11 protein-coding genes are annotated in these 13,710 nt (G+C 62.9%); 5 read left to right on the forward strand and 6 right to left on the reverse strand.

Features of this window, described 5'->3' with window-relative positions; all coding sequences use genetic code 11:
* Positions 1-50: 50 nt before the first annotated feature.
* From HMI59_RS19485 to HMI59_RS19510, 6 genes are all read right to left on the reverse strand, one after another.
* Entirely contained in the window at positions 51-911 is an 861-nt protein-coding gene (locus tag HMI59_RS19485; protein WP_193592260.1) for a hypothetical protein, read from the reverse strand.
* Positions 912-913: 2 nt separating this feature from the next.
* A complete protein-coding gene (locus HMI59_RS19490; protein WP_193592261.1) occupies positions 914-1,420 on the reverse strand; it encodes an RNA polymerase sigma factor in 507 nt (168 codons plus the stop codon).
* Between the two features lie 239 nt (positions 1,421-1,659).
* Positions 1,660-1,872, reverse strand: a complete 213-nt coding sequence (locus HMI59_RS19495) for a hypothetical protein (RefSeq protein WP_193592262.1) — start codon at positions 1,870-1,872, stop codon at positions 1,660-1,662.
* 33 nt (positions 1,873-1,905) lie between these two features.
* Positions 1,906-2,757 carry a hypothetical protein gene (locus HMI59_RS19500; protein WP_193592263.1) on the reverse strand — a complete coding sequence of 284 codons (852 nt, stop codon included), beginning with the start codon at positions 2,755-2,757 and terminating at the stop codon, positions 1,906-1,908.
* A gap of 666 nt (positions 2,758-3,423) precedes the next feature.
* Complete coding sequence (locus HMI59_RS19505; RefSeq protein ID WP_227471456.1) at positions 3,424-4,275, reverse strand: VanW family protein; 852 nt, start codon at positions 4,273-4,275, stop codon at positions 3,424-3,426.
* A 512-nt stretch (positions 4,276-4,787) separates the two neighbouring features.
* A complete protein-coding gene (locus tag HMI59_RS19510; protein WP_193592264.1) occupies positions 4,788-5,786 on the reverse strand; it encodes a LacI family DNA-binding transcriptional regulator in 999 nt (332 codons plus the stop codon).
* Between the two features lie 110 nt (positions 5,787-5,896).
* Between HMI59_RS19510 and HMI59_RS25780 the strand changes: the two genes are divergently transcribed.
* Genes HMI59_RS25780 through HMI59_RS19530 form a run of 5 tightly spaced genes read left to right on the forward strand, consistent with a single transcriptional unit; the run spans position 5,897 to position 13,545 of the window.
* A complete protein-coding gene (locus tag HMI59_RS25780) occupies positions 5,897-6,385 on the forward strand; it encodes an MFS transporter (RefSeq protein WP_227471457.1) in 489 nt (162 codons plus the stop codon).
* A gap of 18 nt (positions 6,386-6,403) precedes the next feature.
* On the forward strand, positions 6,404-7,249 hold the full coding sequence (locus HMI59_RS25785; protein WP_227471458.1) for an MFS transporter: 846 nt from the start codon (positions 6,404-6,406) through the stop codon (positions 7,247-7,249).
* Positions 7,250-7,277: 28 nt separating this feature from the next.
* Positions 7,278-9,776 (forward strand): glycoside hydrolase family 78 protein, encoded by a 2,499-nt coding sequence (locus HMI59_RS19520; protein ID WP_193592265.1) that lies wholly within the window; start codon positions 7,278-7,280, stop codon positions 9,774-9,776.
* Positions 9,773-12,013, forward strand: a complete 2,241-nt coding sequence (locus HMI59_RS19525) for a glycoside hydrolase family 3 C-terminal domain-containing protein (RefSeq protein WP_193592266.1) — start codon at positions 9,773-9,775, stop codon at positions 12,011-12,013. The genes HMI59_RS19520 and HMI59_RS19525 overlap by 4 nt, the downstream gene beginning before the upstream one ends.
* Positions 12,013-13,545: an NAD(P)-dependent oxidoreductase gene (locus HMI59_RS19530; protein ID WP_193592267.1), complete on the forward strand. Its 1,533-nt coding sequence runs from the start codon at positions 12,013-12,015 to the stop codon at positions 13,543-13,545. Before HMI59_RS19525 ends, HMI59_RS19530 begins: the two co-directional genes overlap by 1 nt.
* Positions 13,546-13,710: the final 165 nt, after the last annotated feature.

Below are 13,710 nucleotides of genomic sequence, written 5' to 3' on the forward strand. Positions count from 1 at the left end.
TCCAGAGCGACGGTCCATTGTTCACGTTATGTGTGCTTGATGAATGGGGGTCAGTGCGTACTGGTTGTGGCTGGTGCCGGCCCGGGGCCAACGAGTTGGGTCCTGAGGCGGACTGGTATGCCGGCCGTGGCGAATTCGTGGTCCATGCCTTCTTGGACGGTGGTGTACTTGCCGTTCTGGACGTCGTAGCCAAGGAATTCCCAGTTGTAGATGCTGGTCCACGGTTGTCCGAAGTCGGTCAGGTATCTGCCGTTGCTTTGGAGTGTGGCGATGTTGTACCAGGCATTGCCGCCGTCAAGGCCGATGGCTTTCACCCCCGCATCGGAGATGGAGTAAGCGAGCCAGCCTTCGGCGCAGCCGAGGACGGTGTAGTACTGCTGCTCGTTGGCGGGGATGGGTTTGATCGCCCTGACCTGGTCCTGGCGTTGGATGTCGATGTTGGCCGGTATGCAGGCGCCGGCTGCGGGTCCTGCGGGCACGGTGGCGGGCGGTGCTGTGCTCGCGGCGGGGGCGGTGACGACCCGGGACGGGCTTGGGGTCGTGGTCGGCGTCTGGGCGGACGAGGGTGTGGACGTCGGTGTCGGCGTGGGCGACGCCGAGGGAGTGGGCGTTGCTGAGGCGGTCGGTGTGGGGGTGGCCGTGACGCTGGGAGTATCGGTGGTGGCCGGGGCGGGTGCTGATTGGGGCGTCAGGTTCCCTGCGACGACGACGGCGCCGATGACCGTCGCGGCTGCGAGCACTACGCCTGCTGTCGCTGTCCAGCGGGTCCGCCGGGTCTTGCGCTCGGCGAGGGAAACGACGTTGGGGTCGTCCGTGAAGACGGTGGAGCGCCCCGGTAGGACTCCGGGGGTAGTCCCGGGCTCGGGGACACGGGGTTTGGCGTTCTTCATGAGTTGTTCGATGCGGTCCATGGTTAGACTTCCCGTTCTGTCATGAGGTGTTGTGGTGCGGCTTTCGCGAAGGCTTTGCGGGCCCGGTGCAGCCTGACCGCGGCTGCTGAGGGTGTGCATCCGAGGCTTTCGGCCAGTTCTGTGGTGGTGAGGTCGTCCCAGTAGGAGAGCATCAGGATTTCCCGGTCCCGTTCCTTGAGGAGGGAAAGGATCTCGGCGCCGCTGGCCTGCTGTGCGTCATCGTTGGTGGTGGCCGCTTGGGTTCGTGCCTCTTCAGCCAAGCGCTGCATGAGTTGTTGGCGGCGGCTTCGGCCCTTGTATTCATTTCCGAGGACGTTTCTGGCCGTGGCGATCAGCCATCCGATGCCAGGGGGCTCGGGCGGTTGTTTCTCCCACACGATCCGGAACACGTCATTGGCCAGTTCCTCGGCCCGTTCGCGATCGCTGATCCGGTACGCGATGTACTGGTAGATGCGGCTGAAGTGTTCAGCGTGAAGAGCAATCAGTTCCTGCTCTCTGGTAGCCAACATCCTTGTTCTTTTCCCCCGGCCTAGTGCGATGTGATGATTCAACCCCTTAGTGTCCCGGGAACCAGTGTTTCTTACATAACCGGAGAAAAACTTGTGACCTCTGTTCCGGCTAGGTCCTAATCTTCGTCGAGGCGGCGCATGGGTTACCCAGTGGCTGCCGCGGTGCCTACGGACACCTGGTTACCGTGGGAACGGAAATACCCGGCAACCTCCCCCAATGAGCTTGCCGGGTATCGCGTCTAGAGCCGCTGCGCGGCCAAGATGTGGCCACTGCGTATTTGTTTGTTTGGGTGAGGGGCCCGCCCCATGCTTCTGCAGGCACGAACGGCGAGGATGACGACGAGCAATGCGGTCACCAGAACAACAGTTGAAACGGCGACGACGATCACGCCGATGACATGAACGAGCAGTACTCCAAAGATCACGACCGAGTGGGCGTCGATAGATTCCATGGTCTTCTTTTCTTGTGCTTGGAGTAGAGGCGATTAGGGAGTGCTAGCTGCGGGTCCGTGGCCGACGAGTTGTTCCCTTAGCCGGACGGGTATGCCGTTGGTGGAGAACTGATCGTCCATGGCATCTTGCACTGAGGCGTATTTCCCGGCCTGGACGTCAAAGGCGAGGAATTCCCAGGTACGGACGCAGGAATATACCTCTCCGTACTCATCCAGGTACCGGCCGCTGCTTAGGAGCCTGGCAATTCTGTAATAGACATTGCCACCGTCGAGGCCGATAGCTTTGATGCCTTCATCGGAGATGGAGTACGCGAGCCAGCCTTCGGCGCAGCCAAGGACGGTGTAGTACTGCCGTTCCCCGGCAGGAATGGGATCGATCGCCCGGACCTGGTCCTGACGTTGGATGTCGATGTTTGCCGGGGTGCATTCACCCGCCGTGGGGCCGCCAGGCTCTGGAGCTGCCGGCCCGGGGCCAACGAGTTGGGTCCTGAGGCGGACTGGTATGCCGGCCGTGGCGAATTCGTGGTCCATGCCTTCTTGGACGGTGGTGTACTTGCCGTTCTGGACGTCGTAGCCAAGGAATTCCCAGTTGTAGATGCTGGTCCATGGTTGTCCGAAGTCGGTCAGGTATCTGCCGTTGCTTTGGAGTGTGGCGATGTTGTACCAGGCATTGCCGCCGTCAAGGCCGATGGCTTTCACCCCCGCATCGGAGATGGAGTAAGCGAGCCAGCCTTCGGCGCAGCCAAGGACGGTGTAGTAGTGCCGTTCCCCGGCCGGGATGGGTTCGATCGCCCGGACCGTATCATCGCGTTGGATGTCGATGTTGGCCGGGATGCACTCGCCCGCAGCGGCGCCGATACTCAGGTCCGCTGGCGGGGTGGCCATCGCAGTGGTCACCCCTGGGGCAGCGGCAGCAACTTGTGAGGCACTGGCAGCAGGAGCGGGCGCCACCGCTGACACGGTACCTGAACCTTCGAGGGAGGGTGCAGCGCTAGTCGCCGGGACCATGACTGCCGATGGCAACTCGAGCAGGACGGGACCACTGAGCGTGTTAGCTGCGTTGGGTTCAGGCGATGGCAGTTGCTGATCAACAACGGTGGCGAGAGGCTTGAAAGCAGCCGTCGAAACCTCTGGTACTTCCCGACCGGTGGAAGTACCGGTCTGCGGGCTTGCAGGGATGCACGCGGTAAGGGTTAGCACGAGTGCAAGAGAAACGAGAGTAGCGGACTTGGCATAACAGGATCGACGGTACTTCATAAGTCTGGGTCCTTCCCCCGTGGAGTGACTGAGCAGAACGGCCTGCTCGTACCTGTTGTTTCCACAGCGGCACGAAAAATTACATCACCAGGAAAAACCTTCGCCGGAACAGCCCTCGACTTACCGTCAGACCATCCAGCTCAACATGCCCATAAGCCCGTTCCCCGCCCGGTCACTGTGGCCTGGTTGCGTTTGATACGAGCAGTGGCGCGACGAAGCTGCCACAAGTCGAGGACTCATCCAACTCTCACCACGAACGCTTCGACATCACCTAGGGAATGAGTCCTGGGAGGATCACGAATCAACCTGGGCGGATACGGGCTCCCGCGTTTGGTCCCTTTGCGACGACGGCGGTGCCTCAAGGATAGGCGCGTTGATCAAGGCCCGGTCGTAGGCCACCAAGGCGTTGTTTTCGATGATCTGCTCTGTTGATGTCACGAGCCCGGTTCGCTTGTCCCTGGTCAAGCGGACAACCTTGTTGTGCCTGTAGACGTTTCCTCCGGATTCATGGAAGTAGGCGTCCTCTTCGCGAATATGGAACTTGACGTCCTGCGCGCGCTCGGCGCGAAGTTCACCGCAAAGGTGTTCGTCAGTTGTACTGACGAGGAACTGGTACGCCTGGTCGGTGTCATTCCGCACCCTGTAGTCCAGGTAGTTATAGATGATCGAAGTTCCCGAACCGAACGGTATCTGGCGGTTGAAATCAGGGAACAGGTCAAGATCTCCATGGTGGTGGTGTTCAACGACCGTCAACTCGCTGTGCAGGACCATCCAATGCAGGAGGTTGGTGAACTGGCACAGCCCTCCCCCGATTCCCGAGTCGGGCCGGCCGTGATTTATGACCAGGCCTTCCCGGTAGCCCTTGGCCTTCGTACAGCTGCCCACGAGCTGCCAAAAGGAGAAAGTTTCCCCAGGCTGGAGGACCACTGAGTTCACCAAAGGAGCCGCGATTCCCAAACTGACGGCCTTGTTCTCCTGCAAATGCAAGTCCACGTTGCCGAGCTTCCGCCGAATCAAGGAATTGTGGCGATACACCACCACCGGAAACACTTCAGCCGGCCGCTGCCGGGCAAAAGCTGTGGCCGCAAAGAAGTCCTTCAGGCGGCGACCCAGGATCATGCGCTGAACGGAAAGACGGTACGTCAAAGGCGATATTTCACAGAACAGTTTTCGCGGCAATTGCTTCCCCAATAACAAGCCCCTCAGGGCGGCCATCGAACCGGAGAACCGGCATCGGCTACATCTTTCCAGACGTTGGACAATCGAAGGAAATCACAGGCTCACAGGTCGCAATCGGCCACATCCGGCGGTCAATTTAACACCGCCTCGTGGCATGATTTGATGGCTTCACCTGGCATAGCCGATCAAGTACACCCCAACCTGACGTTAGGACCTTCTGACAAGGAAAGATTTCGCTTCTGAGCGGAGCTCCGACGGGTTCTCGGACGCCCTATCTAGTCAAAGCGTGTGAATTAATCACCCACTGCCCCAGCTGACTGCATCAAGCTGGACTAAGCGACTGTTCTCGAGCTTCCACTCTCCGATTTCCGCACCTCCGACTGTCAGGGTGGGATCTTAGAACGTCATGAGCCACCGTCAATAAAACGAAACTTCGCGCTACCCTGACGCCGGCGCGGAAGCAAGGCCGGCCATCTTGATCAGGTTGATTCGCGCCGGACGAGGGCGGCGATGAGGGCTGGATCTTCTGCGGGAACGGCCCGTCCGTCGACCGCGACCAAGGCGGTCATCGCTATCTGCCGTCCCAAGCCTTCGATGTCCAGCCGGATAGTGGAGAGGCTGGGCACGAAGAGCTCGGCCCAAGGGGTGTCGTCATGTCCGATGACGGCGAGCTCACCTGGGACGGGAATGCCTTCGCGCACGGCGGCGGCGACCACGGCTGCGGCGGTCTCGTCGTTGTAGGCAACTACCCCCGTGACGCCGCTTGCGGACCATTGCTGAACCGCCTGCCGCGCCGATGAGTCGTGGAAATCAAGGTGGCGGCGATCCGGGGTCGGCAGACCCAGTTCCAGCGCTTTATTCCGTACGGCCGAGAACCGCGCTTCGACGATGGCCGTGAGCCGGGCATCGTCGGGTGCAGCAAACGCAATCCTGCGGTGTCCCAAATCGGCAAGGTGCGCCACCTGAAGCCCAGGGCCGGCGACGATGCTCGGGCCGGTCTGCCACGCCATCGGTTCCGAGGACGGGTCAGGAATGATGCTGGCGATGCCGCTTGCCCGCATCGATGCCACGTCACGTTCGGAGAATGGAAGCAGGCCCATCACCACGTCGGGATCCAGGGCTTCCCAGAGGGGTCTTACCGCCTCACTCTCGTGCAGCGTGTACGTCACGAGGGAATATCCGGCTTCCTCCAGGACCCTAGAAGCTTCTGCGACATGGCGGCCCAAGCTGTGCTCGACCGGCCAGTCGGGCAGTGCCAGCAGAATTATTCTGCTGCGCCCCCGGGCCAGGGCCTGGGCGGCGGTATGCGGCCTGTAGCCAAGACGCTCCGCCTCGGCGATGACCCGTTGCCGCGTCGCCTCCGAAATTGTCTGACCCCTCGTGTTGTTGAGCACGAACCCGACCGTCGCTCTGGAGATGCCCAAAGATTTGGCCACGTCCGCAGCAGTCACCCGGCGATTCTTCGTCTCCACAGTCATGCCCCAACCTTACCTTGCGCGCGCTAGTAACGTCGGCTACGATCGATGCAGCTAGCACGCGCTAGCGATGAGCATCACTTTTCTTTCGCATCGACAACGGAGTCACATCGATGAATTCCCCAATAGGCAGCACAGCGCACTCTGACGCACCTTTGCCCCACCCCCTCCCCCAGCTGGACGTCCTCCCGGATGCACCCGATGCCACAGCCACGCCAAAATCAGAATCGTTGACTCCGGTCGGCAAGAAGTACATCTGGTTGATGGTGCTTGCCCAGTTCGGCGTGTTCGTAGCTTTCATCACGCCCCTGGCCATTTCCCTGGCTATCCGGTTGAGCCAGCTGGCGCCGGGACGCGAGGAATACCTCGGCTACATCACCGGTGCAGGTGCTTTCGCCGTCATGCTCACCGCCCCGTTTTTGGGGGTAGCCAGTGACCGGACCCGTACCCGGCTCGGCCGCCGCCGCCCGTTCATGATCGGTGGCATGATCCTCGGAGTCATCTCCCTGGTTGTCATGGCGGTTGCCCCCAACGTGCTTGTGCTGGGAGCAGGATGGATCCTCGCCCAGCTTGGCTGGGGCCAGGTACTGGGCAACCTGTAGATTTCCACTGCGGACCGGTTGCCGGAGAGCCAGCGCGGCAAGGTTGCCGGCCTGACTGGTTTTGCCACCCAGGTGGCACCCGTCGTCGGCGTGGTCCTCGCCGGCAGCTTCACCACCAACAACCTGTTGCTCTTCCTTGTTCCCGGCGCCATCGGCGTGGTCCTGACCCTCCTGTTCGTTCTCCTGGTGCACGAAAAGGACAGCCGGGGCAACACGTTCGAGGAAAAGCTCAACCTGGGCGGTCTGCTCCGGAAATATCTCTACAACCCGAAGCAGTACCCCGATTTTTCCTGGAACTGGCTGGGGCGCTTCCTGTTCTACTTTGGCCTGACCCTGAACACCACGTTCACCGCGTTCTTCTTCGCTTCCCGCCTTGGGGTTAGCGTCACCGAGGTGGCGGGCATCATCGCCATCCTCTCCATGGCCGGAATCGTTGCCACGACCGCCGGTGCCATCGGCGGCGGCTTCATCTCCGACAAGCTGCGGCGCAGGCGCGCCTTCGTTTTCGGTGCCGGCATCATCTTTGGCGCGGGTGCCATCGTCATGGCGTTCGCTACAGACATGCCGATGCTCGTGGTCGGTTCCCTCCTTGGATCCCTTGGAATTGGAGCGTTCTCCGCCGTGGACCAGGCGCTGCTCCTGGACGTTCTTCCCGAACGGGATACGGACGCCGGCCGCTTCATGGGCATCACAGGCTTTGCCACCTCCATCCCGCAGTCGATCGCGCCGCTCATCGCCCCGCTGTTCCTCGCCGTCGGGGTGAGCGCCTCAGGTGAGAAGAACTACCTCCTGCTTTACGTCATCGCCGCCGCGTGCACGTTCCTGGGCGGCCTGGTCGTCCTTCGTATCCGCTCCGTCCGCTAATCCATCCACGTTATGTGAGGAATCCGTTATGCCCCGCAACTGGACCGGCCAGTTCATTACCCCCACCACCTCCCACGGCCAGGAGAACGACCCGGCCGTCTACTTCCGCCGCGAATTCGACATTCCCGAAACCCCTGTACGTGCCACCCTGCACATCACCGGACTGGGACTTGTCGAACCCCACCTGAACGGGGCGGTAGTGGGCGATGAAGTCCTTGCTCCCGGCTGGACTTCGTACAGGCACCGCCTGGCCGTCAGCACCCACGACGTCACAGACGTGATCACCCTGGGAGCGAACGCCCTCGGGGCTGTTGTGGGACAGGGGTGGGCGATCAACCGTCTAGGGTGGGAAGACAAGCGGCACCACTACACGGACCGGCCGGCCCTGTACCTGGAATTGGTCCTGGAGTACACCGACCGGACTGAAACACTGACGAGCGACGGCTCCTTCCGGGCAGGCACCGGGGGCGTTAGGGCCAACAGTCTCTACGACGGGGAAGATTTCGACGCCCGGCTCGAATCCGACGACTGGGACCAGTCCGGGTTTGATGACTCGACCTGGAATCCAGTTGAGGTTTTTGACTGGCCCCTTGAGGCGCTGTTCGAAGCCACGGCGGACCCGATCCGCCGGGTCGAGGAAATCGCCCCGGTGGAGATCCTGACCACTCCCAGGGGCAAAACCGTGGTGGACTTCGGACAGATCATTTCAGGGTGGGTGCGCCTGACGGTGCAGGGTGAGGCCGGTACTGTCGTCACGCTCCGGCACGCCGAAGTGATGACGGATGGCGAGATTGATGTCGAAACCCTCCGCACCGCGAAGGCGACCGACAGGTACACGCTCCGCGGAGGGAAACCCGAAACCTGGGAGCCGAGGTTCACTTTCCACGGCTTCCGTTACGTCGAGATCGACGGCTGGCCGGGGACCCCCGAGCAGGAGGCGCTGCGCGCCGTGGTCGTGCACTCGGACATGCGGCGAACGGGCTGGCTCGAGACCTCAAACCCGCTGCTGAACCAGCTGCACGCCAACGCGGTCTGGTCCATGCGGGACAACTTTGTTGGCGTTCCCACGGACTGCCCGCAGCGCGACGAACGCCTGGGCTGGACCGGTGACCTGAACGCCTTCGCTCCCACAGCGGTGTTCCTCTACGACGTACGCGCTGTGCTGGGATCCTGGCTGGAGGACCTCGCCGCGGAACAGGCGGAAAAGGGCTTCGTGCCGTGGGTGGTTCCCGACGTCCTGTCCACCCCGTCCTCCCCCACAGCACTGTGGAGCGATGTCGCGGTCAGCCTGCCCTGGGCCCTCTACCGCGAATACGGTGACGAGACCATCCTCGCCAGTGCCTATGACTCCATGACAGCCTTCATCCGCCAGGTGGCAGGCCTGCTGGACGAGAACGGGTTGTGGAGCAGTGGGTTCCAATATGGTGACTGGCTGGATCCGGACGCCCCCATGGACAACCCGGCAGGCGGCAAAACAGACAGGCACCTCGTAGCCTCGGCCTACCTGTGCCGCACCACCCGCGAAATGGCCGATACCGCCAGGATCCTGGGCCGGGACGCGGACGCCAAAGAATTTACGGCCCTCGCGGCACGTGTCAGGGAGGCGTTCCTGAACGAGTACGTCACCAGGAACGGGCGGCTGGTCGACCAGACCGCCACCGCATATGCCCTGGCGATCACATTCGGAATCCTTGACGAAGAACAGCAGAAGGTCGCAGGAAAAGTCCTCGCCGCCACCGTGGCCAAATCCGGCTACCGGATCTCCACCGGGTTCGCCGGCACGCCCCTGGTCACCGACGCGCTCTCCATGACCGGCCACCTCGACGAGGCCTACCTCCTCCTGCTCGAAACCGGCTGCCCGTCCTTCCTCTATCCCATCACCATGGGAGCGACGACCATTTGGGAACGCTGGGACTCCATCCGGCCCGACGGGACGATCAACCCGTCAGGAATGACCTCCCTGAACCACTACGCCCTCGGCGCGGTCGTGGACTGGATGCACCGCACCATCGGCGGGCTCACCGCGCTGGAGCCCGGCTACCGGCACATGCGCATCGCACCACAACCCGGCGGCGGACTGACCCACGCGAAGCTGCGCCACGACACTGTCTACGGCGAAGTACGTATCTCCTGGTCCATCACGGACAGAACCGTGTCCCTCGAAGCGACCATCCCGGCCGGAACATCGGCAGAGGTCACGCTCCCGCTGCACCCTGACTCCCAGACCGTCCACATCAGCGGCGGCACCCATCAATGGTCCTATGACCTGGGAGAAGACGCAGCCGCCGATACTGTCTTCACCCTGGATTCAACCCTGGGCCAGATCGCCGGCAACGCCCGGGCTTGGCGCGCCTTCACCGACGCCTTCGCCAGCCACTTCCCGGGAGTGCCCCTGGACGGCCGCGCACCTGAGGCGGCCGTAATGTCCGTCCGCACGATGCTGGACTACGTCCCCGGCGCCTCCGACGAGCTCAAAAACGACCTCACTTCAGCACTCACCTCAGCTTCCCAAGGAACCCACGTATGACCGCCGACATTTCCTCACTGACTCTCGAACAGAAGGCGTCCCTGCTGTCCGGAAAAGACTTCTGGACGACCAAGAGCATCGACGACGCCGGCATACCGTCGATCGTTCTGACCGACGGGCCCCACGGGATCCGCCGGCAGGACGCCGAGTCCGACAACCTGGGCATCAACGACAGTCTGCCGTCCACCTGCTTTCCGCCCGCCGTTGCAGTGGGCTCGAGCTGGGATTCGGACGTGGCCGCCAAGGTGGGTGCCGCCGTCGGCCGTGAAGCCCTCGCTTTCGGCGTGTCCGTCGTCCTGGGGCCGGGCGTTAACATCAAGCGGTCCCCGCTGTGCGGGCGGAACTTCGAGTACTACTCCGAGGACCCCCTGCTCTCCGGCGTGCTCGGATCCGCGCACGTCACCGCCCTCCAGGAAACCGGCCCCGGTGCCTCCCTCAAGCATTTTGCAGCCAACAACCAGGAAACGGAACGGATGCGCATCAGCGCAGACGTGGATGAACGCACCCTGCGCGAAATCTACTTCCCCGCATTCGAACGCATCGTCACCGAAGCCCAACCCGCCACCGTCATGTGCTCCTACAACAAGGTCAACGGCGTCTACGCATCCCATAACAAGTGGCTGCTGACCGATGTCCTGCGCAGTGACTGGGGCTTCGACGGCCCCGTCGTGTCCGACTGGGGCGCGGTCAGCGACCGCGTCGCAGGCGTCGCCGCCGGCATGGACCTCGAAATGCCAGGCAGCGGCGGAGGCACCGACCAGCAGATCGTCGACGCCGTCCGCGATGGAAGGCTCACCGAAGACCAGGTCGACGACGCCGTACGCCGCGTCCTCGCCCTGACAGCCCTGCACAGGGAAGCCACTGACGATCTGCCGGTTGACCAGCACCACACCCTGGCCCGCGAAGTCGCAGCAGAATCGATCGTGCTGCTGAAAAACCAGGCAGTCCTGCCGCTGCGCGGCGGACAACGCATCGCCATCATCGGCCCCTTCGCCGTATCTCCCCGCTTCCAAGGCGGCGGAAGTTCCCACATTAACGCCACCCGGACCGACTCGGCACTGGGCGAACTCGCGGCCCTCGCAAAGGACCGCAACGGGACAATCGATTACGCACCCGGATTCTCCCTCGAAGAGCCAGACGCCGCGCTCCTAAAAGACGAAGCCGTAAACCTTGCCCGGACCGCCGACACCGCCGTGATCTTCGCCGGGCTCAGCGAACGTGAAGAGTCCGAAGGCTTTGACCGGACCGGCCTTGAACTGCCCGCCAACCAGGTGGAGCTGATCCGCGCCGTGGCCGCGGCAGCGCCGAAAACCGTTGTCGTGCTGTCCAACGGAGGCGTCGTCTCGCTTGAAGGATGGCATGATGACGTCGACGCCATCCTTGAGGGCTGGCTGCTGGGGCAAGCCGGCGGCGGGGCCCTCGCCGACGTCCTCTTCGGTATCGTCAACCCCTCCGGGAGGCTTGCCGAAACCATCCCGCTGCGCTTGGAAGACAACCCAAGCTGGCTGAACTTCCCGGGAGAACAGGGACACGTCCGCTACAGCGAAGGGGTCTTCGTCGGCTACCGCTACTACACCACCGCCGGCGTAAAGGTCCGCTACCCGTTCGGGCACGGGCTGTCGTACACCACCTTCGACACCTCCAATGTGGAAGTCGACACGCTCTCGGACGACAGTGTCACCGTCCACGCGACCGTCACCAACACCGGGGACCGGCCCGGCAAGCACGTGGTCCAGGTCTACGTCGCCACAACGGCCGGCCCGGTCCGGCGGCCCCTTCGTGAACTGCGTGCCTTCACCAAAATCAGCCTTGCACCAGGTGAAAGCAAGCAGGTCGCACTGACCCTGGGCCGCCGGGCTTTCGCCTACTGGGACATCGAACTGGGCCGCTGGGTGGTACCGGCAGGAACGTACGCCGTTCAGCTCTGCTCCGACGCCTCCACCGTTCTGGCCGAACAGGACATCACCCTTGCAGGCGACAGCATCATCCGCGAACTGACCCTGGACTCCACTGTCGGGGACTGGTTTGCCCACCCCACCGTCGGCCCTGCACTCATGGCTGGCCTCAGCGCGTCTATGAGCGAAGAGCAAGCCCAGCAGGCCCAAGAGAACCCAGACCAACTCAAAATGGTTGAGTCCATGCCCATGCAGCAGTTCCTGGCCTTCACCAATGGAGCCTTCCCGCCGGAAGCCCTGCAGTCATTGATGGAGCTCAGCCGGAAGGAACCCGCAGCCTGATGACCACCGCCACAAACGGAGCCGGCACCAGGACGGGTGCCCGGACCCGTGTTTTCCTCACCGGTGCAACGGGCAACTGGGGCCGCGCCACGCTCCGGGAATTTAGGGAACGCGGGGACCGGTTCAGTGTGACTGCGCTCGTGCTTCCCACTGAACGGGACCGGGCCGCGCTGGAGCAATTCAGCGACATGGAGAACCTGGACGTGGTCTGGGGAGACCTGACCGACCCGGCAGCGGTGGAGCGTTGCGTCGCTGATGCCGACATCATCCTGCATGTCGGGGCGGTGGTCTCCCCCTTGGCTGACCAGCACCCCGAACTGGCCCGCAAGGTCAACATCGGCAGCATGCGCAACATCATCCGGGCCGTCAAAAACCAGCCCGATCCGTCCCGGATCAAAGTGGTCGGAGTCGGATCGGTGGCCGAAACCGGGAACCGCGTTGTTCCCCACCACTGGGGCCGCGTTGGAGACCCGATCCGCGTCTCAACCTTCGATGAATACGGGCAAACCAAAGTGATCGCGGAGCGGGAACTGGTCGACTCCGGGCTCCCCCGCTGGGCCTGGCTGCGGCAAACCGGGATCTTCCACCCGGACATGCTCACCATCCGCGACCCCATCATGACGCACTCCACCCTGGACGGGGTCATGGAATGGGTTTCGGTAGAAGACTCAGCCCGGCTGCTGGCCAACATCTGCGAACCAGACGTCCCCGAGGAATTCTGGGGCGGGATCTACAACATTGGTGGCGGAGACCCGTGGCGGCTCACCAACTGGGAACTACAGGCCGCCATCGCCCACGCGCTGGGAGTGAAGGACATCCGGCGCTGGTACGACCGCAACTGGTTCGCCACCGGAAACTTCCACGGCCACTGGTACACCGACAGCGACCGCCTGCAAGCGCTCGTGCCCTTCCGCCAGGACACCTTCCCCGAAGCCCTGTCACGCGCCGTAGGCTCCCTGCCCCCTGCCGTAAAGTCTGCCGGGAAAGTGCCCGGCTGGCTAATCAAACACCTGGTCATGAAACCCCTAACCCGACAGCCACGCGGCACCATGCACGCCATCAGGTCAGGCAACCCCACGGAAATCAACGCCCACTTCGGATCCCTCGCCAACTGGCAGTCAATCGGCGACTGGTCCACGTTCCAGCCCCCGACGCCTCACCCGACACCAGTCCTGCTCGACCACGGGTACGACGAAGCCAGGAAACCATCCGAATGGACGAAAACGGACTACAGCTCCGCCGCCGAATTCAGAGGCGGCCAACTGCTCACCCAAAACATCGCCCCGGGACAATACACGACACCAATCGCGTGGAGGTGCGCATTCGGCCATGCCTTCGACGCCAGCCCCCGCCTGGTCCTAACGGCAGGCCACTGGTGCCCCACCTGCGTCGCCGACACTGCCAGCTACCCGGACCAAGCCGCGCGGAATCCTTTCCTCGCCCAACTTATCCAAGCCACGGAACAACCAGTCCACGCAGCGGCGGCGGGCAGTGCAGCCGGGTACGCCACAGCCGAACCCCTGACCCGCTAAGGAACGTAACAGCACCCGGCAGCAACAACCAGACACGGAAACCCCAAAGAAGCAAGAGGCAGGAACACCGTGAACCCCACCGAAATCATAGTGAACCGACCCCCGACCGCAGCCAGCACCAGCACAACGCCCAGTAGTTGGCAACCAGTAGACGACTGGAGGACA

This window comes from Paenarthrobacter sp. YJN-5, from assembly GCF_015040095.1.
Taxonomy (GTDB): domain Bacteria; phylum Actinomycetota; class Actinomycetes; order Actinomycetales; family Micrococcaceae; genus Arthrobacter; species Arthrobacter ureafaciens.